The 25,093-nt window shown below is 69.9% G+C and carries 25 protein-coding genes and 1 pseudogene; 14 read left to right on the top strand and 12 right to left on the bottom strand.

Annotated elements, in window-relative coordinates; all coding sequences use genetic code 11:
* Positions 1-28 precede the first annotated feature (28 nt).
* Positions 29-1,378, bottom strand: coding sequence for an extracellular solute-binding protein (locus tag AB0L53_RS00950; RefSeq protein ID WP_363988505.1), 1,350 nt, complete (start codon positions 1,376-1,378; stop codon positions 29-31).
* Positions 1,379-1,514: 136 nt separating this feature from the next.
* On the opposite strand from AB0L53_RS00950, the gene AB0L53_RS00945 reads away from it, so the two are divergent.
* Positions 1,515-3,110 carry a glycoside hydrolase family 43 protein gene (locus AB0L53_RS00945; RefSeq protein WP_363988503.1) on the top strand — a complete coding sequence of 532 codons (1,596 nt, stop codon included), beginning with the start codon at positions 1,515-1,517 and terminating at the stop codon, positions 3,108-3,110.
* A 76-nt stretch (positions 3,111-3,186) separates the two neighbouring features.
* Here the strand turns inward: AB0L53_RS00945 and AB0L53_RS00940 are convergent, their stop codons facing one another.
* Both AB0L53_RS00940 and AB0L53_RS00935 read right to left on the bottom strand, forming a co-directional pair.
* The gene (locus AB0L53_RS00940) at positions 3,187-4,206 is read right to left on the bottom strand and encodes a LacI family DNA-binding transcriptional regulator (protein WP_363988501.1); all 1,020 of its coding nucleotides are present in this window, start codon (positions 4,204-4,206) and stop codon (positions 3,187-3,189) included.
* 238 nt (positions 4,207-4,444) lie between these two features.
* On the bottom strand, positions 4,445-5,350 hold the full coding sequence (locus tag AB0L53_RS00935; RefSeq protein WP_363988498.1) for a helix-turn-helix transcriptional regulator: 906 nt from the start codon (positions 5,348-5,350) through the stop codon (positions 4,445-4,447).
* A gap of 286 nt (positions 5,351-5,636) precedes the next feature.
* Between AB0L53_RS00935 and AB0L53_RS00930 the strand changes: the two genes are divergently transcribed.
* Positions 5,637-6,461, top strand: coding sequence for an SAM-dependent methyltransferase (locus AB0L53_RS00930; protein ID WP_363988495.1), 825 nt, complete (start codon positions 5,637-5,639; stop codon positions 6,459-6,461).
* 43 nt (positions 6,462-6,504) lie between these two features.
* Positions 6,505-7,752, top strand: coding sequence for an MFS transporter (locus tag AB0L53_RS00925; RefSeq protein ID WP_363988492.1), 1,248 nt, complete (start codon positions 6,505-6,507; stop codon positions 7,750-7,752).
* A 4-nt stretch (positions 7,753-7,756) separates the two neighbouring features.
* On the opposite strand, the gene AB0L53_RS00920 is transcribed toward AB0L53_RS00925, so the two are convergent.
* Together AB0L53_RS00920 and AB0L53_RS00915 are read right to left on the bottom strand one after the other, a co-directional pair.
* Positions 7,757-8,983: an MFS transporter gene (locus AB0L53_RS00920; RefSeq protein ID WP_363988489.1), complete on the bottom strand. Its 1,227-nt coding sequence runs from the start codon at positions 8,981-8,983 to the stop codon at positions 7,757-7,759.
* A 70-nt stretch (positions 8,984-9,053) separates the two neighbouring features.
* On the bottom strand, positions 9,054-10,208 hold the full coding sequence (locus tag AB0L53_RS00915) for a YncE family protein (protein ID WP_363988486.1): 1,155 nt from the start codon (positions 10,206-10,208) through the stop codon (positions 9,054-9,056).
* 105 nt (positions 10,209-10,313) lie between these two features.
* Between AB0L53_RS00915 and AB0L53_RS00910 the strand changes: the two genes are divergently transcribed.
* On the top strand, positions 10,314-10,739 hold the full coding sequence (locus AB0L53_RS00910) for a nucleoside deaminase (RefSeq protein ID WP_363988483.1): 426 nt from the start codon (positions 10,314-10,316) through the stop codon (positions 10,737-10,739).
* An 84-nt stretch (positions 10,740-10,823) separates the two neighbouring features.
* Positions 10,824-11,318 (top strand): hypothetical protein, encoded by a 495-nt coding sequence (locus AB0L53_RS00905; RefSeq protein WP_363988480.1) that lies wholly within the window; start codon positions 10,824-10,826, stop codon positions 11,316-11,318.
* Between the two features lie 68 nt (positions 11,319-11,386).
* On the opposite strand, the pseudogene AB0L53_RS00900 reads toward AB0L53_RS00905, so the two are convergent.
* Positions 11,387-11,988 (bottom strand): annotated as a pseudogene (locus AB0L53_RS00900) (SDR family oxidoreductase).
* Positions 11,985-12,128: an NAD(P)-binding domain-containing protein gene (locus tag AB0L53_RS00895; protein WP_363990308.1), complete on the bottom strand. Its 144-nt coding sequence runs from the start codon at positions 12,126-12,128 to the stop codon at positions 11,985-11,987. The pseudogene AB0L53_RS00900 and the gene AB0L53_RS00895 overlap by 4 nt, the downstream one beginning before the upstream one ends.
* 193 nt (positions 12,129-12,321) lie before the next feature.
* Between AB0L53_RS00895 and AB0L53_RS00890 the strand changes: the two genes are divergently transcribed.
* The 4 genes from AB0L53_RS00890 (at position 12,322) to AB0L53_RS00875 (ending at position 16,172) form a co-directional block, all read left to right on the top strand.
* Positions 12,322-13,485 (top strand): FAD-binding oxidoreductase, encoded by a 1,164-nt coding sequence (locus AB0L53_RS00890; protein ID WP_363988478.1) that lies wholly within the window; start codon positions 12,322-12,324, stop codon positions 13,483-13,485.
* Positions 13,486-13,552: 67 nt separating this feature from the next.
* A complete protein-coding gene (locus AB0L53_RS00885) occupies positions 13,553-14,413 on the top strand; it encodes an NAD(+)/NADH kinase (protein WP_363988475.1) in 861 nt (286 codons plus the stop codon).
* 74 nt (positions 14,414-14,487) lie between these two features.
* Positions 14,488-15,201, top strand: coding sequence for a DUF72 domain-containing protein (locus AB0L53_RS00880; RefSeq protein ID WP_363988473.1), 714 nt, complete (start codon positions 14,488-14,490; stop codon positions 15,199-15,201).
* Complete coding sequence (locus AB0L53_RS00875) at positions 15,201-16,172, top strand: magnesium transporter CorA family protein (protein WP_363988470.1); 972 nt, start codon at positions 15,201-15,203, stop codon at positions 16,170-16,172. Before AB0L53_RS00880 ends, AB0L53_RS00875 begins: the two co-directional genes overlap by 1 nt.
* On the opposite strand, the gene AB0L53_RS00870 is transcribed toward AB0L53_RS00875, so the two are convergent.
* Genes AB0L53_RS00870 through AB0L53_RS00860 form a run of 3 tightly spaced genes read right to left on the bottom strand, consistent with a single transcriptional unit; the run spans position 16,082 to position 19,553 of the window.
* Positions 16,082-16,594: a DUF1850 domain-containing protein gene (locus AB0L53_RS00870; RefSeq protein ID WP_363988467.1), complete on the bottom strand. Its 513-nt coding sequence runs from the start codon at positions 16,592-16,594 to the stop codon at positions 16,082-16,084. The two genes, AB0L53_RS00875 and AB0L53_RS00870, sit on opposite strands and share 91 nt — an antisense overlap.
* Positions 16,595-16,614: 20 nt before the next feature.
* The gene (locus tag AB0L53_RS00865) at positions 16,615-17,562 is read right to left on the bottom strand and encodes a TAXI family TRAP transporter solute-binding subunit (protein WP_363988464.1); all 948 of its coding nucleotides are present in this window, start codon (positions 17,560-17,562) and stop codon (positions 16,615-16,617) included.
* Positions 17,559-19,553 carry a TRAP transporter fused permease subunit gene (locus tag AB0L53_RS00860; RefSeq protein ID WP_363988461.1) on the bottom strand — a complete coding sequence of 665 codons (1,995 nt, stop codon included), beginning with the start codon at positions 19,551-19,553 and terminating at the stop codon, positions 17,559-17,561. The genes AB0L53_RS00865 and AB0L53_RS00860 overlap by 4 nt, the downstream gene beginning before the upstream one ends.
* Before the next feature lie 227 nt (positions 19,554-19,780).
* On the opposite strand from AB0L53_RS00860, the gene AB0L53_RS00855 reads away from it, so the two are divergent.
* Positions 19,781-20,758 carry a LuxR C-terminal-related transcriptional regulator gene (locus AB0L53_RS00855; RefSeq protein WP_363988458.1) on the top strand — a complete coding sequence of 326 codons (978 nt, stop codon included), beginning with the start codon at positions 19,781-19,783 and terminating at the stop codon, positions 20,756-20,758.
* A gap of 4 nt (positions 20,759-20,762) precedes the next feature.
* Here AB0L53_RS00855 and bla read toward each other — a convergent pair whose 3' ends face one another.
* A complete protein-coding gene (gene bla / locus AB0L53_RS00850) occupies positions 20,763-21,704 on the bottom strand; it encodes a class A beta-lactamase (protein ID WP_363988455.1) in 942 nt (313 codons plus the stop codon).
* 112 nt (positions 21,705-21,816) lie between these two features.
* The gene (locus AB0L53_RS00845) at positions 21,817-22,281 is read right to left on the bottom strand and encodes an ATP-binding protein (RefSeq protein WP_363988452.1); all 465 of its coding nucleotides are present in this window, start codon (positions 22,279-22,281) and stop codon (positions 21,817-21,819) included.
* 159 nt (positions 22,282-22,440) lie between these two features.
* On the opposite strand from AB0L53_RS00845, the gene AB0L53_RS00840 reads away from it, so the two are divergent.
* The 4 genes from AB0L53_RS00840 (at position 22,441) to AB0L53_RS00825 (ending at position 25,092) form a co-directional block, all read left to right on the top strand.
* Complete coding sequence (locus AB0L53_RS00840) at positions 22,441-22,908, top strand: adenylyltransferase/cytidyltransferase family protein (RefSeq protein WP_363988449.1); 468 nt, start codon at positions 22,441-22,443, stop codon at positions 22,906-22,908.
* Between the two features lie 81 nt (positions 22,909-22,989).
* On the top strand, positions 22,990-23,577 hold the full coding sequence (locus AB0L53_RS00835; protein ID WP_357946013.1) for a hypothetical protein: 588 nt from the start codon (positions 22,990-22,992) through the stop codon (positions 23,575-23,577).
* A 55-nt stretch (positions 23,578-23,632) separates the two neighbouring features.
* On the top strand, positions 23,633-24,376 hold the full coding sequence (locus AB0L53_RS00830) for a DUF427 domain-containing protein (RefSeq protein WP_363988446.1): 744 nt from the start codon (positions 23,633-23,635) through the stop codon (positions 24,374-24,376).
* A gap of 8 nt (positions 24,377-24,384) precedes the next feature.
* Positions 24,385-25,092: a hypothetical protein gene (locus tag AB0L53_RS00825; RefSeq protein ID WP_363988443.1), complete on the top strand. Its 708-nt coding sequence runs from the start codon at positions 24,385-24,387 to the stop codon at positions 25,090-25,092.
* The last annotated feature ends 1 nt before the right edge of the window (position 25,093 follow it).

The following is a 25,093-nucleotide window of genomic DNA, read 5'->3' as shown; positions in this document are numbered from 1 at the left end:
CCGAGGGCCCCGACGGGCCCTCGGCGTCTTACTTGGTGACGGTGTAGCCGGACTTCTCCAGGTCGGCGACGACTGCCTGCTGCGTGGCCTTGTATACCTCGCGGAAGGAGCTCTTGTTGAGCGCGGCCTTGTTGAGCGCGTCTCCGAAGGCGGTCTGCGACACGTTCACGTTGGGTCCCCAGGTCACCGGGATGGTGGTGTTCTTGATCACCTGGTCGGCGACCTGGTAGAAGTCCTTCTGCTGCGGCATGAGCTTGGGCGGCTCGTGGCTCAGGGTCGCCTGGCGGCCGGCGTTGCCGCCGGGGTAGATGTCGAGGGAGAGCTGCAGCTTGGAGCCCTCGTCGGAGGCGCCGAGCCAGGCGGCGAAGGCCGCGGCCTCCTTGGCGTGCTTGGACTTGGCCGGCACCAGGAAGGCGGAGCCGCCCAGGAACGGGACGGCGGGGTCGCCGGCCGTCCACTGCGGCAGCGGCGCGGACTCCCACTTGCCGGCGGTGTCGGGCGCCACCGAGTGGATCACGTTGGGGGCCCAGGCGGCGGCGGCCCAGCTCAGCAGCTTGCCGTCGTTGACTTGAGCGTTCCATTCCGGTGTGAGCAGCGGCTCGACCTTGACCAGGTCCCGCTTCACGAGGTCCTCCCAGAAGTCGGCGGTCTTCAGCGACGGCTCGCTGTCGATGCCGACCTTCCAGGCCTTGCCGTCGTTGCTCCACCATTGGGCGCCGGCCTGGGCGGCCTGCGCGGCGAAGAACTCGAGCTGGGCGGCGGAGAAGCTGGCGATGTAGGCCTCGGGGTTCTTCTTGTGGATCTGCTCGGCCGCCTTGGTGTACTCGGCCCAGGTGGTGGGGACCTTGGCGCCGTACTTGTCGAACAGGTCCTTGCGGTAGGTGAACATCATCGGCCCGATGTCCTGGGGCACGCCGTAGACCTGGTTGTTGAAGGTGGTCAGGGCCCAGATGTTGGGCTCGATGCCGGACTTGACGCCGGCCACGTCTGCGGTGACGTCTTTGACGGCTCCGGCCACCACCAGGGCGGGCAGGCCGCGGTACTCCACCTGCACCACGTCGGGGGTGTCGCCGGCCTGGTCGGCGGCCAGCAGCTTGGAGGCGGTATCGGCGGTTCCGCCGACCTCCGACAGCTTGACGGTGACGTTCGGGTTCTCCTGGTGGTACTTGTCGATGATCGCCTTGGCCCGCGGATCGTTGCCCTTGAGGTTCCAGGTCCAGACCTGGAGCGTGACCGGGCCCTTGGCGGCCTCGGTGCCCGAGGTGCCCGAGGAGGGCGTGTCGGCGGACGAGCAGGCGGCCACGCTCGCCGTCAGGGCGACCGCGAGCGCGGCGGCCATCGTCCAGCGACGGCGCGGTCGGGGGGTCGGTGGGGTCATCACGGTCTCCTCGGACGGGTGGTGCACCACGGCGGAATGCCGGGTCGTGCGTTGGGAACTAACCTGATGTTAACGTTGTCATCCTGTCAAGCCCCACGCTCGTAACAGAGCCGACACAGCTTCGGAGTCCACCCCCGTGCCCACCTTCCGCAACCCGGTTCTGCCCGGCTGCTATCCGGACCCGTCGATCTGCCGGGCCGGTGAGGACTTCTACCTGGTCACCTCATCATTCGCCTACTTCCCGGGCATTCCCCTCTTCCACAGCCGGGACCTGGTGAGCTGGCGGCAGCTCACGCACGTACTCGACCGGCCGAGCCCGCTGTCGCTGGAGGGCCTGGACGTCTCCGACGGGATCTGGGCGCCGACCATCCGCCACCACGACGGCAGGTTCTACGTGGTCTCCACCCTGGCCAGGAATCGGCAGGGCAGCGTCACCTTCGTCGTCACCGCCGACGACCCGGCCGGGCCGTGGTCGGACCCGGTGCCGCTGGAGGCCGAAGGCATCGATCCGTCGCTGTTCTTCGACGACGACGGCCGGTGCTGGTTCACCGCCTGCCGGGACGCCCGCCAGCCGACCGGCGGCGGCCCCGGTGAGCTGTGGATGCGCGAGCTCGACCTCGACCGGCTCAAGCTCGTCGGCCCGACCCACGTGCTGTGGCACGGCGCGGTACGCGGGGCGTGGGTGGAGGCGCCCCATCTGTACAAGCGTGACGGCGTGTACTACCTGATCGCCGCCGAAGGCGGGACCGAGAGCAACCACAGCGTCACCGCGGCCCGTTCGAGTGCCATCACCGGCCCGTACGTCACCGATCCGCGCAGCCCGCTGCTGACCCACCGGCACCGAGGCTCGGCCGAGCCCGTCCAGAACGTCGGCCACGTCGACCTGGTGGACACCCCCGACGGCGAGACCTGGGCCGTGGCGCTCGGGGTCCGGCCGATCGAGGGGACGCACACGCTGGGTCGCGAGGTGTTCCTGGTGCCCGTCGCCTGGGGTGCTCATGGGCCGGTCTTCGCGCCGGAGGCGGGGGGCGTGCGGCTGTCGGAACGGCTGCCGTCGATCGCCACCGCAGGGCTGGGTGATGGTGCCTCTGCGGGATCGGGTCGGGTGCGGTTCGACGCGCCGGTACTGGGCCTGGAGTGGAACAGCCTCCGGGGACCCGTCGACGACCGCATCAGCCCTTCGGCCGACGGGGGCGGCCTTGGCCTTGTCCTCGCCGCCGAGTCGCTCGGCTCCACCGGTGTGCCCACCTTCCTCGGCCGGCGCCAGCAGCATGTCCGCTTCGACGCGCGGACGCACATCAGCTTCTCCGCTGCGCATCCGGCGGAAGAGGCCGGACTCGCCGTCTTCCAGAACCAGGACCACCACGCCACCCTCGCCCTCACCGTGGACGGGGGTGGGCGGGCTCAGGTGGTGCTGACCGTGCGCCAGGCCGGTACGAGCACCCGCCTGGCGTCCGTACCGGTGGCGACGGGCGAGGTGGTGCTGGCGGTCGAGGGAGACGAGGTTCGCTACGCCTTTCGCCTTAAGGAGGCTGACACCGGCCAATGGGTCAGCCTGGGCGACGTTGAGCGGTCCTGCTTGAGCACCGAGCGGGCGGGCGGGTTCGTCGGGGTCTACCTCGGCCTGTACGCGACCGGCAACGGCCGCTCCACCGACGGGCGGGCTTACGCACGTTGGTTCGACTACCAGCCCCACGCCGAGCAGACCAGCGTGCCGCGGACGGCGGGTTAGTCAGCGCGGCGGCAGGGGCGGCAAAGCGTGGCGTTGGCGCGGTGGCCGGGGCGGCGGCGAGCCAGTTGGCGCGGCGCTAGTGCGACTGCCGGGGCGGCGCTGTGCTGCGCCGGACCACGAGCTCCGGCGCGATCCGCTCGGAGGACGCCGGCTCGCCCTTCATCATGCGCAGCACCTGCTGGATGGACCGCTCGCCGAGACCGACGAAGTCCTGGCGGACCGTGGTGAGCGCGGGCACCAGGTAGGCCGCTCCGGCGATGTCGTCGAATCCGACGAGCGAGATGTCGTCGGGCACCTTGACGCTGAGTTCGGCGAAGGCGGCCAGCACCCCCATGGCCACCTGGTCGTTGCCGGCGAAGATCGCCGTCGGTAGCTCGCCCGTACGGCGGGTGACAAGGTAGTGGGCCAGCCGGTAGCCGCTGTTGCCGGTGAAGTCACCCTCTAGCAACTCGCCGTGGGCGTCCGGCGTCTCGGCCAGCGCGGCCCGCCAGCCCTCGACGCGTTCGCGGGCGTCGAAGGTGCGCAGCGCGCCGGTCAGGTGAACGATGTGGCGATGCCCGAGCTCCAGCAGGTGCCGCACGGCGAGCCGCGCGCCGAGCTCCTGGTCGAGCTCGACGAAGCCGACATCCGGATTGGGCACGTTGCCGGACATGATCACCGACATGGGCACGCCGGTGACGATGTCGGCCAGGGCGTCCATCACCATGGGCCGGTCGGCGATGACCGCGATGGCCTCCACCGCCTGGTCGGTGAGCCGCTGCAGCGTCTCGGTCAGGTCCTTGGTGGTGCCGCCCTGCCAGGCGGCCAGGTTGAGCCAGTATCCGGCCCGCTGCGCCGCGGCCTGTACGCCGCGCAGGACGCGGGGCAGCTCGTACAGCTCGGCCCCGGCGAGGACCACGCCGATCGTCGAGGACCGGCGGCTCTTGAGCGCGCGGGCCACGCTGTTACGGCGATAGCCGAGCTTCTCGATGGCGGCCTCGACCCGGGCCCGGGTCTCCGGCCGGACCGAGGGGTGATCGTTCAGGACGCGGGACACGGTGACGTGCGACACGCCGGCTTCGCGTGCCACATCCACCATGCCTGGTGCCCGGTTCATGACTTTCTCTCCAGCTTCCACCACGACGCCCTGGCCTGCCCGGTGTCAGGTCGATCGTGTCACACCCGCCGCGTACTCCGGCCGGGCGAACGCGCACGCGAAGGCCGATGGTGTCACACCCGCCGCGCGCTCCGGCCGGAGAAGGAACGGCGATCACGCGAAGCCGGGTTCGACGCTCCGTCCCCGGCCCGCCGTATCAAGGCGCGTCGACCGCGTCAGCCCTGACCGCCTCGCGCGGTTACGGCGCCGACCACAGCGTGCCGATGATCTGCTGGAGGATCTCCGGGGTCGCCCCGGCCGGCTGCGCGTAGACGCTCAGCTGGTTCAGCAGATGGCGGTACGGCCGGACGTCGGCGTCCCTGGTGAGGTACTGGGCGTCGGCGGTCTGTTCCAGATGGACCACGTCAGGCAGGTCCGCCTCGGCGAAGCGCAGGACGGTGAAGGGGTCCACCCCCTTGCCGTGCACGAAGGGCAGCACCTGGAGGGTGACGTGCGGCAGCTTGACCATCTCGTGGAGATGCTCCATCTGGGCGCGCATCGTCGCGCTGTCGCCGACCTGACGGCGCAGCGCCGACTCATCCATGACCACCCATAACGTACGGGGAGTGGGTGGCAGCAGAAGTCGCTGGCGGTGCATCCGCAGGGCGACCCGGCGCTCGATCAGCTCGGCGTCGCCGCCTTCGTGGCTCTGCGCGATGACGGCTCGGGCATAGTCCTTGGTCTGGAGCAGGGCCGGGATGTGCTGGTCCTCGTAGGTGCGGATGACCGTGGCGTCCTGCTCCAGCCCGAGAAACGCCTCGAACTCGTCGGGGATCACGTCTCGGTAGTCCTGCCACCGGCCAGGAGCATTGGCCTGGACGGCCAGCGCCAGCACGATCTGGCGTTCGTCCTCGTCGACTCCGTACAGGCTGAGCAGGTCGGCCACATCGCCGAGCGGGAGGCCGATCCGTCCGCCTTCCAAGTTGGTGATCTTGGACGCTGAGCAGCCGATGGCGGACCCCGCCTCACTGCGGGTGATTCCGTGGGACTCGCGCAGCCGACGCAGACGTACGCCGACCAGCATCCGCAAGGCCGTCGGCCCGGAACGCTGCCCTGCGTCGCCTGAGATTTCCGTCGAGTCGCCACTGCCCCGAGGAGTCGGCATTTATGCTCCCAATTCGGCAAATCGCCACGCCGCGATCGTCATCATCTTGTCACATGAGACAGCTGAGACACCATATTTCCTGTCGGTCCCTCCCGCGGCTCCTTCTTCACCGTGCACTTGTTCGGTTCCATCATCGCTGAGGGTGGCCGACCTCGCCCGGTCTTGAGGAACTGCCCCGCCACTTCATGTGGAAATATCCAACTTTATCGTCCTTCGCGGTATAGCGCGGGTAAAGCGCGGCCACTAGGTTTCAGTAACCACGGAGGCGACATTAGAGGAGGGTTTCGTGGCGGACGAATCGCCTGTAGAGGGCTCGCCGATTCACCGGCATATCGACACATCTGTCCCGCACGCTGCACGGATGTGGAACTATTGGCTCGGCGGCAAGGACCACTATCCGGTCGACCGCCAGGCCGGTGATGAGTTCAGCAAAGAGTTCCCGGAAATCGTGAGGATCGCTCAACTGTCTCGGCATCTGCTGGCCCGCATCGTCCGCTATCTGGTCCGGGAGCAGGGGATACGTCAGTTTCTCGATATCGGCACCGGGCTGCCCACCGTGGATAACACCCACGAACTCGCGCAGCAGGCCGACCCGACCAGCCGAGTGGTTTATGTGGACAACGATCCGCTCGTGCTGGTGCACGCACAGGCCCTGCTCGTGGGCACCCGCGAAGGCGCCACCGACTACATCGAAGCGGACTTACGCGACCCGGACGCGATCTTGGCTGGTGCCTCCAAGACCCTGGACTTCAGCAGGCCGGTGGCGCTCATGCTGATGGGCATCATGGGCTATGTACGTGACGACGAGGGACCGACGGAGATCGTGACGAGACTGATGGAGCGCCTGGCCCCCGGCAGCTACCTGGCGTTGTGGGACGGCGTCAACCTCGTCACCGGCCAGGCGCTGGACCAGGCCCAGGAGAACTACAACGAGGGCGGCGGCGTGCCCTACAACCTGCGCGACGAGGGGCAGATCACCGCCTTCTTCGACGGCATGGACCTCGTGGCGCCCGGCGTGGTGTCGTTGCCGCAGTGGCGTCCCGATCCCGACCCGTTCCAGGACTCCACCGAGCGGGTGGACGCGTTGTGCGGGGTGGCGCGCAAGCGATAGGCCCGCCGATGACGCCCGCACGAGACCCTCGTCAAGCCCGCCTATGACGCCCGCACAAGCCCCCCGTCGGCCGAACATCAACCTGGCGGTCCTTCGGAATCCCGCCTTCCGGCTGCTCGCCTCGGCGCAGCTCGGCTTCGTGCTGGGCGAGCAGGTTCTCGCGATCGCCGTCACCGTCTCGGTGCTCAATGCCAGGGGCGACGCGTCCGCGGTCGGTTCCGTGCTCGCCGCCAAGGGCATCGCGTCATTGTGCCTGCTCCTGGTGGGCGGCGTCTGGTCCGATCGCCTTCCCCGGCGGCGGATTCTGATGATCATGCTCGCCGCGGACGCCGTCGCGGCGCTCGTCCCGGTCTTCGTCCTCGGACAGCGTCCTTCCACCTGGTTACTGGCCGCCGTTCTCTTCGCCGTCGGCGCGGCGGAGTCGTTCATCCGGCCCGCCTTCAACGCGATGCTGGCGGGCACGCTGACGGAAGACCAGCGCGTGTCCGGCCGGGCCCTCGTCAACATCTGTACGCGCCTGGGCGTCATCGCCGGGCCCGTGGTCGGCACCCAACTGGCGAGCGGTGGCGAGGCGCTCCCGTTCGTGCTGGCCGGGGTCGTCTTCGCGGTCGGCGCGGCCGTGTTCCGCCGGGTGCCGGAACCACCGTGGACGCCGGTGCGACGCCGCTCGCTGCTGGGTGAGGCGCTGCTGGGATTCGCCGAGGCGGGGCGCCGGCCGTGGTTGTCGGCCCTGCTGCTGTTCTCGCCCGTCAGCCTGATGTTCGTGATCGCCCCGAGCCAGGTGCTCCTGCCGCTGATCAGCCGGGAGGCCTTCGGGTCGTACGCGGCGTACGGCACGGCGCTCGCGTTCTACGGCGCCGGTGGTCTGATCAGCAGCATCACGATGATGGCCTGGGAGCCGCGGCGGCCGGGCGTCGTGGCCATGTGGTCGATGTCCCTGTACGCGCTGGTCCCGCTGGCGCTCCTCTTCGCCCCCTCCGTCTGGGTGCTCTTCTGCTGCTATCTCGTGGCCGGCTTCGGTGTCGAGACGTACGCCCTCACCTGGGACGTCGCGATGTACCGGGAGGTGCCCGACCATCTGATCGGGCGGATCACCTCGCTGGCCTGGCTCAGCACGTTCGGCCTCATGCCCTTCGGCCAGGCGCTGACCGGGCCACTGACGAACCTCATGGGCGACCACGCCGTCCTCTTGGGCGCCGCTGGGTTGGTGCTGGTGATCCCGCCCTGCCTGCTCCTCGTCCAGGGGATGCCCGAACTGCGCGGCACCCGTACGCCGAAGAGAGACGGATGAGCGCTCAGAGGGTCTCCGTCGCGGGATCGGTCCGGTACGCGCACCAGAGCGTGATGTCATAGCCGATGCCCAGCACGGCGCCGACGATGAGGGGCGCGCCCAGCGCCACCAGGGTGCCTGTGAGCAGGGCCGTGGCGGCGAGCGGGCTGACGGACACGGCGATGCTCCGGGCCAGGCTGGTCATGCTGGCCGCGGTCGTCCGGTAGGCAGGGGGTACGACGGCGGCGGTGAATGCCTGCCTGGCCGGTACGTCGATCTTGGAGACCGTCTGGCGGAGCAGCAGCAGCGTGACCGCGCCACCCAGGGTCGGGGCGAACGGGATGCCGGCCAGCAGCAGGTTGGCGGCCAGGTGGGGGAGCAGCATGGCGGCCAGCAGCCCGCGCCGGGCGGCCAGCAGGGGCGCGGTGAGCTGGGCGAGGGCCGGGAGCAGGTTGGCGGCGAAGCACACCAGGCCGAGCTGCGCGGTGGTGGCCCCGTAGCGGTGGGCGAACCACCAGGCCAGGATGGCCTGGACGGCCATCCCGCCGGAGAAGGCGTCGAGGGCGAACAGCGCGGCCAGGCGGCGAACCGGCCTGGGCACCCGTACCCGGGGCCCGGTCTGGCACTTCTCAATAGACGCGGCCTCGGCGTCCGGTGTGAGGTGCCAGAACAGCAGTACGGTGCCGGCCGCGAGCAGCGCGTACACCGCGAAGGCGGCGTCGGCGGCCGACACCCACGGCTGGAACGACAGCGCGGCGGCGGCCAGCCCGCCCAGGGCGCCGGCCGCCATGGCGGTGACGTTGTAGCAGGTGAAGACGAGGGTGTGCCGGACCGGGGCGCAGGTCTGGGCGAGGATGGACTGCTCCACCCCGGAGAACGGGGTGTTGTCGTTGGTGGACGGCGAGATCGTGCCGATGAAGGCGGCGGCGAGCAGGACGGGATAGGACTCACTGACCGCGAACGCCAGGCCGGCGACGGCCATCAGGCAGCCGCAGGCGATCAGCGTGCGCCGGCGCCCCCAGCGGTCGGCGAACAGGCCGAGCACCAGGCTGGCCAGCACCGAGCCGGCGGCGGCCACGGCCAGGAGCAGGCCGGTCTGCCAGGGTTCGGCGCCGTCCTGGGCGAGCAGTTCGGCCAGGAGCACGCTGGTGCATCCGTAGCCGAAGGTCCGCAGCGCTCGGGCGGACATGACGAGCCGCCCGTTGCGCCCTACTTCGACCAGAAAAGGGGTCCTGACCTGTGCATTCGTCATGCGGCATCATCGCGCGGGCGGCTGTGCGGACGCGCGGCAACGCCTATAGATCTTCCTGCGCCGGGGCCGATCATCGGAACACGCCGGTGTGGCCGAGAGAGTGGCGTCCGGGCTGGGGGTAGACGCACAGGCCGTGCGGGCCCCGGCCGACCTTGATCTTGTGGAGCAGCTTTCCGGTCCTGGTGGACAGGACGTAGACGACGCCGTCATACCTTCCAGACAGCCAGAGCTGCTTGCCGTCCGCCGACACCCCGCCCATGTCGGGCGAGCCGCCGCCTGGGATCCGCCACCGTTCGACCACCTCGCGGGTGGCGAACGAGACGACGGAGACCGTTCCCTCGCCCCTGTTGGAGACGTAGAGCCGCCGCGAGTCCCTGCTGACGTACAGGCCGTGCGCCCCCGCGCCGGTGCGCAGGAAGCCCACCCGCCGGAACGTGGTGGCGTTGATGATCCACACGCCGCCCGCCATCATGTCGGCGACGTAGAAGAGCCGGCCGTCGGAGGAGAGCTTGACGTCCTGCGGCATGTTCCCCGACCCCACACCGATCACCTTCTTCACGCGGGGGAGTTCCCAGTCGATGGCCACGATCTGGCCGGAGAACTCGCAGCTGGCCAGGAAGACCGATCCGTCGGCGGTGAAGTCGCCGTGGTTGATCCCCCTGCAGGGCATGTCGAGGGAACGGATCAGGCGCATCGTGTGCGGGTCGCGGAAGTCGAGGCGGTTGTTGCGTTCGGCCATGACCAGGGCGTACGAGCCGTCGGGGGTGAAGTACAGGTTGTACGGATCGTCCACGGGCACCGGCTTGCCGGGGCGGCCCGTGACCGGGTTGATGGGGACGAGCCGGTTGCCCTGGTTCTCGTTGATCCACAGCGTCTTCAAATCCCAGGAGGGCACGACGTGCTGTGGCAGGGCGCCGACCCGGAAGCGGCGCACGACCCGGTAGGTCCGCGGATCGATGACGTCCACGGTGTCCGACTCGCTGTTGGGGACGTACACGCGCGGGGTCATCTTCTCCACCCGCGGGCTCAGCATCCCCGGCCGGTCGTGGGCGTAGACGTCGGTCACGCGTGCGGCTACCGGCGCGTGCCGGTGCGGCCGCCGCTTCAGCTGCTTCGGCGGTGGCGCGGCGGCGTGGTCCGCCACTATGGGAGCGGGGGGCGAACCGCAGGAAGCGGCGGCGACGGCGACCGCTCCCAGCATGATCGTCATCCTCGGCAGTCGCATGCGCCACAGCCTAGGAACGCGTTCGGCAGCGCCTGGCGACGTCCGGGTCAGGGTTGCGTCAGGAAATCACGGTGACCGTCAGCCGCCTGTGGGGATAGTCGGAACATGCTAGAAGTAGCGCTCGAAGAGGCAAGGAAGGGATTCGCCGAGGGCGGCGTACCGGTGGGGGCGGCGCTGTTCGCGGCGGACGGCACGCTGCTGGGCCGGGGCCGCAACCGCAGGGTCCAGGACGGCGACCCGTCCGTACACGGCGAGACCGCCGCGTTCCGCGACGCCGGGCGGCAGCCCACCTACCGGGGGACGACCATGGTGACCACCCTGTCGCCCTGCTGGTACTGCAGCGGCCTGATCCGCCAGTTCGGCATCCCGCGGCTCGTCGTGGGGGAGTGCCGGACCTTCATGGGCCAGCACGAATGGCTCGCCCGGCACGGCGTGGAGGTGGTGGTGCTCGACTCCCGGGAATGCGTCGACCTCATGACCGCCTTCATCGCCGCCAACCCCGCGCTGTGGAATGAGGACATCGGGAAATGAGCCCCGCCCTCGACCGCCGAGCCTGGCAGGCTGGCGGCCATGGGATTCGGGGTTCGTCAGTTCGAGCTGACTTTGATGCATCGGATGCGTGATCTCAACGCCGAACGGGTGGAGGACGCGCTCATGGACATGGGCGCGTCCCGGGCCGAGCTTCGCGCCGCGCACACGCAATGGACCAAGATGGCCCACTCCGTCCGTAGCCGGAAGGGCCTGGGCGCGTTGCGGACGATGCTCGGTCCGCCGTCGTACGAGGGCACGACCCCGGTCGGGAGTCTGACCTGCCGGGTGGCTCGGTGGGCGCTGCCGTCCTGGCCGGACCTGGAGTTCGAGGCGCTGATCGGGCCTGACGGCGCGATATGGAACCAGTGGTTCATCCGTCCCCACGGCGACAAGGCGCTCGCCTTCGTGGACCTGGTCCCGTGGGGGTGTGTCGTCGGCGACGTCGTGACGAGTTTCCCGGGGGCCGCCCAGGGTGAGGGCTCGGCGCCGCAGCATTGGGTGGTCGACTTCGCCCACGAGGGCACGGACTACCGGGCTCGGTTCGTGTACGGCCTGTTCCAGCGGCTCGACCGGGCCTGAGCGGAGCGCGGCGGCTGAGGCATCAGGGAGGCTTGAGTCGGCGGCCATCTGGCCAAGGGTCACCTGTCTCAACCGGGTAGCGTCTCGCCGCCGATCGGGGCCAGGATCTCGCCGGTGTAGTACGACGACAGCCGTTCGGCCGCGAAGAAGACGTACGAGGGCGCGATCTCGTCCGGATCGGCGGCCCGCTTCATCGGCACCTGCTTGCCGAACTGCTCGACCTTCTCCTTCGGCATCGTCGCGGGGATCAGCGGGGTCCAGACGGGGCCCGGCGCCACGGCATTGATCCGGATGCCCCGATCGACGAGGCTCTGCGCCATCGAGTAGGTGAAGGCGTTGATCGCGCCCTTGGTCGTGGCGTAGTCGATGAGCGACTTGTTGCCGCGCAGACCGTTGATCCGACGGACGCGCAGTGTTCGCGCTCGGCCAGGTTGCCGGGGATCAGCACGCAGCGCTGCCCCGTCTCCTCGACCAGCTTCCTGGTGTGGGCGGCGTCCTCGTGCTCACTCAGGTAGGCGATGGCGACGTCGGCCCCCTCCTTCGCGAAGGCGACGGCCACCGCGCGGCCGATGCCCGAGTCGCCACCGGTGATCAGCGCGCGCTTGCCTTTCAGCAGCTCGGTGCCGCCCGGGTACGGATAACGTCTGCCGGTCGTATATTTCCGCCCTATCTCCTGGGCGCAGCCGCAGGTCGGCCTGTTCCTCCAGGAGGGCGACGGCGGTGTCCCGCGCGGGCCAGATTGGCGCACATGGGCAGACCCATCCGGCCCACACCAATGAATCCGATCTTCGGCAGTCGCGAATCGAGCATGCGGACTTCCTGTCCGCCTCGCTCACGAATCAACATGCGTAAGAACCTCTTCGGCTACGCCCACAGATGACCGTGCTCGACCGCTTCCTCCGGATCCGGGCGTTCGGCGATCCTGGACCCGTGGACGGTGACCGCCGAGAGGCGTGAGCGATGATGTCTGCGCAAACATGAGTGAGTGGGGAAGGAGGTGGCCGTGAGCGAAACCGGACGCCGGCTGCCCGCGCGGGCCTCAGCGGTCGTCATCGGGGGTGGCGCCATGGGCGTCAGCTCGGCCTACGCGCTGGCCGCGGCCGGAGTCACCGACGTGGTCCTCATCGACAAGGGGCCGCTGGGCTCCGGTTCGACCTCGAAGGCCGCTGGGGGAGTGCGGGCGCAGTTCTCCGACCGGGTCAACGTCCAGCTCGCCGTACGCAGCCTGGAGACCTTCGACACCTTCGCCGCCCGCTTCGGGCAGGAGATCGACCTGCACAAGGTGGGCTACCTGTTCCTGCTCGACTCGCCCGAGTCCGTGGCGGAGTTCGAGAAGAACGTCGCGATCCAGAACGACCTCGGCGTGCCCAGCAGGATGATCTCGGTGCGCGAGGCCGCGCAGCTGTCGCCGCTGATCGACACCGACGGCCTGCTCGCCGCCGCCTACTCGCCCACCGACGGCCACTGCACGCCCGAGTCCGTGGTGCTCGGCTACGCGGGCGCGGCCCGCCGGCTCGGCGCGCGGCTGCTGCCCAACTGTGCCGCGACCGGCATCGATACCGTGGACGGCCGCATCGTCGCCGTCCAGACCGAGGGCGGCCGCATCGAGACCGACACCGTGATCTGCGCGGCCGGCGCCTGGTCACGTCCCATAGGCGACTGGGTGGGCGTCGACCTGCCGGTGAGCCCGCTGCGCAGGCAGATCCTGATCACCGAGCCGATCCCCGGCCTGCCGCCCACGACGTTCACCATCGACTTCGGTACCACGTTCTACTTCCACCGCGAAGGTCCCGGCCTGCTGCTGGGCATGTCCGATCCCGACGAGACGCCGGGGTTCAAGTTCGACCGGTCCGACGCCTGGCTGCCGAGGCTGGGCGAGGCCATGGGCCGCCGCGCCCCGGCCCTGCTGGAGACCGGCATCGCCACCGGATGGGCCGGCCTGTACGAGGTGACACCGGACCACAACGCGCTCATCGGGACCGCCCCGGACGTCGACAGATTCATCTACGCCACCGGTTTCTCCGGCCACGGCTTCCTGATGAGCCCGGCCGTCGGCGAGGTGGTCCGCGACCTCTACCTGGACCGGACGCCGTTCGTCGACGTCAGCGGCTTCGACGCGAGTCGCTTCGCCCTGGCCGGGGCCAGACCGGAGCTCAACATCGTCTGAACGGCGGCACACCGTACGGGCGGGCGGCGGACGTCGGGCCCTGTGACCGGGCCCCTAAGCTGGCCACATGGGTATGGTCGGGACGGTCGGGCTGGTGCTGCATCCACAGCGCGACTCCAAAGAGGCGATCGACACCATCCTGAGCTGGGCCGCCGCCAGAGGCGTCACCGTCATGGGGCTCCCGGAGGAGGTCGGCCGCATCGACTGCAGCGCCGTGCCGGTCGACGTCGACCTGCTGACCGAGCGGGCCGATCTGCTGGTGAGCCTCGGCGGTGACGGGACGATGCTGCGCACCATGCGGCTGATCGCCGGGCGAAAGACGCCGGTGCTGGGGGTGAACCTGGGGCGGCTGGGGTTCCTGGCCGAGATCGACATCGCGGAGTTGCCCGCCACGCTGTCCGCCATCGACGGGCACCGCTACACGATCGAGCCGCGCATGGCCGTGCGGACCAAGCTCGACGGGGCCGAGGAGCTGATCGCGTTCAACGACATCGCCCTGGTGCGTATCCCGGGCGATGGCATGGCCGCCGTTTCCGTCATGCCGGGTGACGATCCGTTCGTCCGCTACGCGGCCGACGCCGTGATCGTGGCCACGACCACCGGGTCCACCGCCTACAGCTTCGCCGCGGGCGGCCCGATCGTGTCGCCTCGGGTGGCGGCGCTGCTGGTCGTGCCCGCCGCCGCCCACTCGTCGTTCAACCGGGCGCTGGTCCTGCCCGCCGACGAGGAGGTGACACTGGAGCTGCTGCCCACGAGCGGGCGGCTGGCGGTGGAGGTGGACGGGGCGGTGCTGGGGCATCTGTGCCCCGGTGACCGTGTCACGGTGGCCGCCATGCCGGACGCGGCCAACGTGGTGCGGATGGGGACGACGTTCTACGAGCGGGCCCGGCGCAAGCTGCGGGTGGACGGCAGCGCCGAGGTCGACTGAGCATCGATACGGCGCCTGACGCCGAGGTCGACTGACCGTGGATAGGGTGCCGTCCGTCGGGTAGGCGCCGGGGTATGGCGACGCTGGTGGGCACGTCCGGGTGGCAGTACAAAGACTGGCGCGGCATCCTCTACCCGCAGGAGGTCCCGCAGCGCCTCTGGCTGGAGACGTACGCCGAGACGTTCCCCACAGTCGAGAGCAACAACGCCTTCTACCGTCTGCCCTCACCCGAGTCCTTCGCCGGCTGGCGGGACCGTACACTCGACGGGTTCGTGATGGCCGTCAAGGCCAGCAGGTTCCTCACCCACATCAAGCGGCTGGCCGATCCGGAGGAGCCGGTGGAGCGGCTGATGAACGCCGCCTCGGCGCTCAAGGACAAGCTCGGCCCGATCCTCCTGCAGCTCCCGCCGACCCTGAAGGCCGATCCGGACCGGCTGGCCCGCTGCCTGGACTGCTTCCCGAAGCACGTGCGCCTCGCGGTCGAGCCCCGGCACCCGTCATGGTGGACGGACGAGGTCCGCGAGATCCTGGAGGCCCGCGACGCCGCCCTGTGCTGGGCCGACCGGCTCGGCAGGCCGGTGAGCCCGTTGTGGCGCACCGCCGGCTGGGGATATGTGCGGCTGCACGAAGGGCGGGCCACCCCCTGGCCGTCGTACGGGGACACGGCGCTGAAGACCTGGGCCAAGCGGGTCAAGGAGGCCGGTTGGCGCGACGCCTACGTCTACTTCAACAACGATCCCGGGGGAGCGGCCGTGCGGAACGCGATCCGCTTTGCCAGACTCGTCTAGTGCATACCCGCCTTTATCGAAACGGTGTCCTGGAGAAGGAGGGCTTCCCGGTCGAGGAAGTCTCCGACTACGTGGAGGACGAGGCCAACACCGTCTGGTTCGACCTGTGCGCGCCCACACCGGAGGACCTCGCCGTGGTCGGCGAGGAGCTCGGCCTGCACGAGCTCGCCGTCGAGGACGTGCTGTCCGACCATCAACGCCCCAAGGTGGACATTTACCAGAATCACCTGTTCATCACCGTCTACGGGGTGCACTTCGACGACGGGCGGCTCGATCCGGTCGAGGTCAACGCCTTCGTGACGAAGAACGCGCTGGTCACCGTCCGCCAGAGCGACCACTTCGACATCGGCGAGGTGGTCAAGCGCTGGGACGCCGCCAAGCGGCTGGCCGACCACGGGGTGGCGTTCCTGCTGCACGGCCTGCTCGACTACGTGGTCGACGGGCAGTTCGACCTGGTCCAGGAGTTCGACACCAGGGTGGAGAGCCTGGAGGACCTGCTGTTCGAGGAGGAGGCGCCGATCGACGGCAGGCAACTGCAGCGGACCATGTACGACCTGCGGAAGAACATGGCCCGCTTCCGCAAGATCACCATGCCGATGCGCGAGGTCGTCGGAACCCTGCTCCGCCGCGACCAGGAAGTGGTCGCCGACCCGGTCATGGCCCCCTACTACGAGGACGTCTACGACCACGTGGTGCGCGTGGCGGAGTGGACCGAGTCGCTGCGCGATCTGCTGGCCAACATGCGTGAGACGCGCCTGGCCCAGCAGGGTTTCCGGCTGAACGAGATCATGAAGCGGGTCACCAGCTGGGCGGCGATCATCGCGGTGCCGACCGCGATCACCGGCTTCTACGGCATGAACGTGCCCTACCCGGGCGCGGGTCACCCTTGGGGCGTTTGGGTGGCGTCGGCGATGGTGGCCGTGGCCTCGGTGGCGCTGTACGCGATCTTCAAGAAGAAGGACTGGCTGTAGGCGCGGGGGCAGGGGCCGCCCCGGCCGTCGAGTGCGAGCCGCACCGTCAGCCGTACCTGCGCGGCTCCCGAGGCGGGGTAGAGGGGCAGGCAGCGCCCGCCCGCGATCAGCGTCCGGCGCCCGATCGGGGTGGCGATCAGCGGCAGCTCGTCGTAGGTCGCGGGGACGGCCAGGCGGAGCGTCCAGAGGCCCGCCGCGTGGCCGCGTTCGCCGTCCAGCGCGTAGTAGTCGAGCACGCCGCCGCTGGTCGAGACCACGGCCCGCATGGTGAAACGGCGCCCTTGGACGGTGAACACCTCCGCCGACGGGGCATGGTAGATCGAATGGATGTAGCCGATCGCGAACACGCCGGACGGAGGCAGGAGCAGCCCGTCCACGGCCGGGCGCCCCGCGCCGGAGGCTCCGGCCGCCAGCAAGGTCACCAGCGCGAGCGCGAGGCGGATCAGCCCTTCTCCTTGTAGTAGCGGGCCGCGCCCGGGTGCAGCGCCACCGGCTCCACCTGCTGGCCGATCTTGACATCGAGCTTGGCCGCCTCGGGGTGAACGGCCGCGAGCTGGGCCTTCTTCTCGAACAGCGTCTTGGTGATGTCGTACGCGAGCTGTTCGTCCATCTTGTCGGGCACGAGCAGGACATTGGCCACCCCGACCGTCTTGACGGTGCCCGGCAGCTTGTAGAGGGACATGTCGATGTCGAGCCCGATGTACTCCTTGCCGTACTTGGCCTGCATCGGGGCGAGCAGGTCGGTGGCGTCGAGCAGCTTCATGTCCGGCTTGCTGGTGGCCAGGTCCACGATGCCGCCCGTGGGCAGCCCGCCGACCCAGACGAAGGCGTCGATCGTGCCGTCCTTGACGGCCTGGACCGACTCGTTGATGGACAGTTGCTGCTTGGAGATGTCGGAGTCGGGGTTCAGGCCGGCCGCCTCCAGCAGGCGCCTGGCCAGCACCTGGGTGCCGGAGTTGGGCGGGCCGATCGAGACCCGCTTGCCCTTCAGGTCGGCGACCTTGCTCGCGGCGAGGCCGGGGGCGATGACGACGTGGGCGTAGTTGTCGTAGATGCGGGCGATGGCCTTGATCGGCTGCTTGGCGGTGAAGGAGCCGGTCCCGTTGACGGCGTCGGCGGCCGTGTCGCTCTGCGAGAAGGCGATGTCGGCCTTTCCGGTGGCCAGCAGCTTGATGTTCTCGACGGAGGCGGAGGTGACGGACGCGGTGGCCTGGGTGTTGGCGATGTTGTCGGTCAGCTGCTTGGCCAGGCCCCCGCCGTACACGTAGTAGACGCCGGTCGTGCCGCCCGTGGCGATCGACAGCCGGTGGCCCGAGCCGCTCACGTCGCCGCAGGCCGTCGCCCCGGCGGCCAGTGCCGTGGCGGCGAGTACCGCAAGGATCCGCTTCACGCTGGGACTCTCCTTCTCCTGATGAGGTGCACGGCCGCCGCGACGGCCAGGACGGCCAGGCCCGCGACGATGGGGACGGGTTCGAGGAACAGCAGCAACACGGCCGCCACGGTGGCCAGCAGCCGCTCGGGCCACCCGGTCACCCCGCCGGTCGCCATGGCCAGGGCCGCCACTGCGACGGCCGAGACCGCGCTCATCAGCAGCACCGTGCCGATCGGCCCCTGCCCGAGCAGCGCCTGGCCGTTCGGCGTGAGCACGAACGCGAACGGCACCAGGAACGCGGGCAGCGTGTAGCGCCAGGTCATCATCATCGTCTTGTAGGTGTTGCCGCCGGTGATCGCGGCCGCCGCGACGGCCGACAGCGCGGTCGGCGGGCTCACCTCGGACAGCACCGCGTAGTAGAAGACGAACATGTACGCCTCGGCGGACGTGACGCCGAGCGTGGTGAGCGCCGGCGCGATGATCACCGCCGCGATGATGAAGCTCGCGGTCACCGGTACGGCCAGGCCCAGCAGCATGACCGCGACCCCGGACATGAACGTCGTCAGGATGAGGTTGCCCGCGGCGACGTCCACGATGATCGCGCTGAGGTTGAGCCCGAGCCCGGTCTGGGTGATGACGCCGACGATGATGCCCGCCGCCGCGCACACCGCCGTCACGGGCAGCACCTCCAGCGTGCCCTTGGCCAGCGCCTGCGCGGTTCGCTTCGGCCCCATCCGGTGCTCGGGGTCGAGGAACGACAGCGCGAACGCGATGGCGGTGGCGATCACGACCGACTGGAACGCCGAGCGGTCCAGCGCCATCAGCACGATGATGAGGATCAGCGAGCTGAAGTGATAGCCGAAGCGCAGCAGCAGCCGGCCCGCCTTCGGCGCGTCCACCGCGACGGCGTGGGTGCCGAAGCGGCGCGAGTCGATCTCGATGGACAGGAAGATGCCCAGGTAGTACAGGATCGTGGGGATCGTCGCGTAGACGAGTACCTCGAGGTAGCTGACCTTGAGGTACTCGGCGATGATGAACGCCGCCGCGCCGAGCGTGGGCGGGGAGAGGATCGCGCCGATGCCGCCCGAGGCGAGGATGCCGCCCGCCGCCTCCTTGGGGTAGCCGGCCCGCCGGAGCACCGGCCAGGCGACGCTGCCGAGGCTGACCGTGGTGGCCACGCCGGAGCCGGAGACGGTGCCGAGCAGGAAGCCGGCGGTGGTGACCGTACGGCCGGGGGCGGCGCGGGATTTGCGGAAGGCGGCGAAGCTCAGGTCGATGAAGAACTTGCTCGCGCCCGAATAATCCAGCACTGCGCCATAAATCGTGAAAAGGATGATGTAGCTGGCCGCGACCTGCATGGGGACGCCGAAGAAGCCCTCGGTGCCGGTGTAGAGCTGCGACACGATCTGCGCGAGGTCGAAGCCGCGATGGCCAATCGTCCACCCAATCGGCAAATATGCCCCGAAATAGGCATAAGCCAGGAAAATTAGGCAGATGATGGTGAGTGACCAGCCGACCGTGCGGCGGACCGCTTCCAGCAGCAGCACGGTCAGCACCAGGCCGGCCGCGATGTCGAGCCCGGTCAGCGCCGCGCCCGAGCCCCGGTCGCGGAAGGCGTCGATGTCGAGCAGCGGGTAGACGAGCACCGCGAGCGCGGCCGCCGCCAGCAGCCAGTCACCCACCCCGGGCCGATCGACCACGTCACGGCGCGCCTCCTCGGACGGCTGCTCGGGCGGCTGCGCGGGCGGTGCCGCGCCGCGTACCCGCCGGAGCGCCGACGAGATCCCCGAGCGGTAGCAGAGGAACACCAGTGGTAGCGCCACCGCCAGGAACGTCAGCCGATGCTCCAGCGCCTCGACCGGCCTGAACACCACCACCAGTGAGTACGCGGACAGCAGCCCGCCGACGATCCACACGCCGAGCCGCAGCGTCCCGGTCAACCGCCGGGCCGGACGCTCCTGCTCGTGGGCCGACACCAGCTCCGCGTCGCGGTCGCTCAGCTCGGTCAAGTGTCCTCCCTGACAGGGCGTTTGAAGGGACTTTACGAGTCCTTTACGCAATGAGGAAGGCCCAGTTCGGTACAGAAATCTGGACGGCGGCGATCGGCGGGCAACTCGGCCGTGCCGCTTGGCCGGTGTTCCGGAATGGCAGGCCGCAGCCGGAACCGCAGTGTGTGCGTGCACACACTGCGGCCGGAGACCTCGGTGCGTGCGTGCACGCACTGATATAAAGAACCGTGGCCGAGATCACCCTGAACGTCCGCCAACTGCAGGCGTTCGCCGAAATCGGCTACCAGGCGGCGGGCGGCGGGGGTGGCGGCGCGCGCGGTGCGATGGCCGCGCTGCGCCGGGTGGTCCCGGTCGACGCCTACGAGTTCGTCGCGTTCGACCCGGCCAGCGGGCGGCACCACAGCGTCGTCTCCGACGGCCACCGGCGCATCGACGGCGACGCCGCCGAGGAATACACCGGGTTGGAGGCCTACCGCACGGCGATGGCCACGCGGGCGCCGGTGCCGATGCCCGAACCGGGCACCGAGCGCTATTTCCGCCGCCATCTCGCCCCTTACGGGTGGCGCGCCGGGCTGACCGCGCCGCTCTTCCTGGCCGAGGGCCGCTACACGGGTCTGCTGCACCTGGCGGCCAGAGAGGCGTTCCCCGAGCTCACCGGCTCGCTGGTCGCGGCCGTGGCGCCCATGCTGGCGCATGTCACGGACCTGACCCGGTGCGTGATCGACCCTGTGGGGCTGCCCGCCGGGTTTCTCGCGGCCGCCTTCGACCGGCTGGGCGTCCGCCGCGAGGTCCCCGGCGTCGCCAGATCCGCGGCCTTGTGGGACGAACCGGCCATCGTGGGGCTCGCCCGCGCCTTCATCGACTCGCGCGAGCTGAGCCGCCGCGGTCTCTGGCTCGACCGCGACGGCCGCTGGCACGAGGTGCGGGTGCTGCGGGCCGGCGTCGGCTTCCAGGGCTCGCTCCAGGGTGCGGTGGTGGCCGAACGCCCGTGCTCCCTGCCGTACGAGCTGACCGGCAGGGAGGTGGACGTGCTCACCCGGGTGGCCGCCGGCGACTCCAACCCGCAGATCGCCGCCGCCCTGGTGCTCAGCGTCCGCACCGTGACGACCCACCTGGAGCACATCTTCGCCAAGCTGGGCTGCGACAGCCGCACCCGACTCACCACCAAGGCGCTCGCCGAGGGGCTATGCCGCCTCGACGTCTAGCCCGCTAGGAGATCTTGCCCAGACCGCGGGCGAGGACGGTGGCGGTGTCGGCGATGACCTTCTCGTCGTTGGCGGCATCGGCGGCCGGGCGGTTGGTGTAGATCGCCAGGATGATGGGGGCGGCACCCTTCTTGGGCCAGGCGATGGCGATGTCGTTGGCCGTTCCGTACGACGGGCCGGTGCCGGTCTTGTCGCCGACCGTCCAGGTCTTGGGCAGGCCGGCGCGGATGCGGGCGTCACCGGTCGTGTTGGCGATCAGCCAGCCGTTGAGCGTCTCCCGGTCCTTGGCGGTGAGCGCGTCGCCGGTCGTGACCTTCCCGAGGTCGCGGGCCACGGAGGCGGGCGTGGTGGTGTCCCGCTTGTCCTTGGGAGTCCAGTCGTTGAGCTCGGTCTCCCAGCGGTCCAGGCGGGAGATCGGGTCCTTCAGCGTACGGAAGTAGCGGGTCAGGCCCGCCGGCCCGCCGATCTGCTTCAGCACCATGTTGCCGGCGGTGTTGTCGCTGTAGGTGATCGCCGCCTTGCACAGCTCGGCGACGGTCAGCCCGTCCTTCACGTGCTTCTCGGTGACCGGTGAGTTCGGCTTCAGATCGTCGGCCGTCCAGTGGACGACCCGCTCCATCAGCCCAGGGTCGGAGGTGCGGGCCTTGTGCAGCGCGGCGGCCGAGACCATCGCCTTGAAGGTGGACAGCAGCGGGAAACGCTCGCCCGCCCGGTAGGCGATCGTCTTCCCCGTGGCCGTGTCCAGGGCGTACGCGCCGATGCGGCCCTTGTAGGAGGCCTCCAGCGCGCGCAATTCCTTCCTGGCGGTTGCCTGGCCGTCGCTCACCGCCTGCGATGGCGCGGTCGCGGCTGAGGCGGTGCCCGCTCCGTAGGCGCCGCCCGCCAGGAGGGAGACCGTCAGCGCGGTCGCTTGCAGTGCGGCCGTGAGGCGGCGAGGGTGTCGCATGCCATGTCCTTGCTCTCGTCCGTCAGAGGAGAGGAGCACAGCAGATCGGATCAGATGGTGTCCAATATCGATATGGAGAAGGAGTCTATATCGGCCGACGAATGATCGCAGGTCAGACGGCTTCCGCCGACCGTTGCGCGGGGATCATCACCTGCCGCAACTCGAACCACACGGACGTCGCGCCGTTCTCGCGGACGAGCCCCCACCGGTGGCTGAGCGTCTCGATCAGCGGCAGGCCGCGCCCGCTGGTCGCCTGCGTCTCGGTACGGCACGCGCACGGCGGCCCGCTCGAACCCCCGTCCCTGACGAGCACCCGCACCAGGGACCCCGCGGCGAGCACCGACACCGTGAACGAGCCGCCCTCACCCGAACGGGAGTGCAGGATCGCGTTCGTGGCCAGCTCGCTGGTGAGCAGCACGCAGTCGTCGTACAGCGGATGATCACGCCCGAGCGCCGCCGTCACCAGCCCCCTGGCCCTGGCCACCTGGGACGGAATCCCCGGGAACCGTACGACGAGAGCGCCGTTGCCGGGCTCCTCGCCCCCTTGCTCTAACTGGTGAAAGTCCGGCGGTGCCACGGCGACCTCCCCGATTACGGCGACGTCATGAGACGCGTCAGAGGGGTGCGGGAGATTATCGCTAAAAGGTAGGAATGCCCTTTCCCATGGTCGCCCGCGCGACTGTCCGGGCGGACCGAGTACGCTGCGATCGACGAGTCGACTAGGAGGGGTGCCTGCGTGAGCAGCCTGGAGGCCGTCTGGGTGCAGCCGTACGATCACCCGGGGGCAGTGTTCGTGACCGGAGTTTTCGACATCCTGCACGTCGGACACGTGCGTTACCTGGGTGCCGTCGCCGGGCGCGGGCTGCCGCTGGTCATCGGCGTGGAGGACGACCCGCGCGTGCGCGCGTGGAAGGGGCCGACGCGCCCGTTCAACCCGGCGGCGGAGCGCGCCGAGGTGCTGGCCGCGCTCCGCTTCGTGAGTGGGGTGTTCATCGTGACCGGGCCTTCGGCGGCGCACGGCCCGGAGGACTACATCGACCTGCTCGCTCCCATGCGGCCCGGCGCGCTGGCGCACACCGCGGGCGACCCGCACGCGGGCGGCCGATGCGCCGCGGCCGCGCTGCTGGGCGCCGAATGCTGGGAGCTGGAGGCCATCCCCAACCGCTCGACCACCAGGATCGTCAACGCGGCGGGCAAGGGCTGACCCCTTTTGGCGGGTCGGCCCTTTCAAGATCGCGTAGTCATGGAAGGCCGGTCCTTTCAAGATCGCGTAGGCTTTGCTGGCATGACGGTCGATCTGGTAGCCAAGCGGGTGACGGACCTGCTGGCCCCACAGGTGCTGGTGATCACCATGCCCCCGGCCGTGGGGCTGATCGCGCACGGCTGGAGCGGCGCCGCCTGGGGCCTGGCGGCCTCGGCGCTGTGCGGCGGTGTGCCCGCCGGGGTGATCGCGCTGGGCGTCCGCTCGGGGCGGCTGGACTCCCACCACATCGTCGACCGGACCCGCCGCACCGGGCCCCTGCTGGCCGCTGTCGCCGCCGTACTGGTCGCCTTGGTGCTCCTCGTCGCGCTGGGCGCCCCGACGCTGCTGGTGGCCACGGTGACCGCGATGCTCGTCGCGCTGGCCGTCACCGTGCCGGTCACGATGCGCTGGAAGATCTCCTTCCACGCCGCCGTCTGCGCGGGCACCGTGGTGGTGCTCGCCCACGTCCTGCCCGCCGTGCCGACCGGCCTGGTGGGGGCGGCCGTGGTGGCGCTGGTGTGCTGGGCCCGGGTACGGCTGGCGCACCACACGTGGGCGCAGGTGGTGGCCGGGGCGCTGGTGGGCGTGGCGTCGACGTGGGTGACCCTGGCGGCGTTCGGCATCCGATAAGAGGGGACTGCCGAAAAGGGGGAATAGCGGTGGCTTGCTAGGGGTTGCCGCGACCATGGAAGCCACGAACCGCGGCCGGGTGCGTGTCGAGCGCTCCGCCAAGCGTGTCAGGACCTACCTAGGCGGCCGGGCGGTGGCCGACACCACCCAGGCCCTCCTGGTGTGGGAGATCCCCTATTACCCGACGTACTACTTCCCGCTCTCGGACGTCGACGAGTCGGCGCTCAAGCGGACGGGCACCACGAAGCACTCGCCCAGCAGGGGAGACGGTGTCGTCTACACCGTCACCTCGGGAGGCGCGCAGGCCCCGGAGGCGGGGCTGGTCTACGCGGAGTCGCCGCTGGCGGACATCCGGGGGCACATCCGCTTCGAGTGGGACGCCATGGAATCGTGGTTCGAGGAGGACGAGGAGGTCTTCTTCCACCCGCGTGACCCGTACACCAGGGTCGACATCCTGCCGAGCTCGCGGCACGTACGCGTCGAGGTCGACGGTGTGACGGTGGCCGACTCGCACAGTCCCCGCATCCTGTTCGAGACGGGCCTGCCCGCCCGCTACTACCTACCCAAGACGGATGTACGGCTCGACCTGCTCGAACACACCGACACCGCCACCAACTGCCCGTACAAGGGCACGGCGGAGTACTGGACGGTCAACGGGGCCAAGGACCTCGCCTGGTCGTACCGGACGCCGCTGCCGGAGAGCCAGCGGGTCGCGGGGCTGATCGCGTTCTACAACGAGAAGCTCGACATCTACCTCGACGGCGAGCTCCAGGAGCGGCCGAAGACCAAGTTCGGCTGACCCGCCCCTTGTCGGCCCGGGGAGCCAGCGGCGGGTTCCTCTACGTGCTGAACGGGCTGGCCGCATTGATGGCGGCGCCCGGCGTCACGGCCGACAACCTGATGAAGGCTTTCGGCGGCAGTTCGGGAGGCGGGGCGGTCGACTTCGCGCTGTGGGCCATCATCCTGATCTTCGCCCACGTCATCGCGCTCTATCCGGTCCTCATGGTCCAGCGGCTGCGCGCCGACGAGACCACCGGCCGCGCGGAAGCCGTACAGGCCACCCCGATGACCCGGCTGCGCTGGGCCACCGGGCAACTGGTGGTGGCCGGTCTTGGCACGGCGGCCCTGCTCGCCGTCGCCGGAGTCGTCTTTGGTACGTTCTACGCCTTCCTCGTCGGCGATCCCGCGTCGGACATCGCCCGCATCCTCGCCGGCACCCTGGGCACCGTCCCCGCCGCCTGGCTGGTCGGGGCGATCTGCATGCTCGCCTACGGCCTGGTCCCGAGGGCCTCTGTGACGATCGGCTGGATCACCTGGGTCGCGGTGGCGGTCATGGGCGGCCGCCGGTCCACTGTACGGACTGTGGGGCGGGACTCCCTTCGAGCCGTTCCACTACATCCCCGACACCGTCGCCGGAGCCCCTTCGACCCGGCGCCCGCCCTCACCATGGTCGCGCTGTCGGCGCTGCTGCTCGGTGGCGGCCTGCTCGCCCTCCGCCGCCGCGACTTCGGCTGAG

It is taken from the genome of Nonomuraea sp. NPDC052129, from assembly GCF_040680095.1.
Lineage (GTDB): Bacteria > Actinomycetota > Actinomycetes > Streptosporangiales > Streptosporangiaceae > Nonomuraea.
This window is presented reverse-complemented; position numbering and strand designations above follow the sequence as displayed.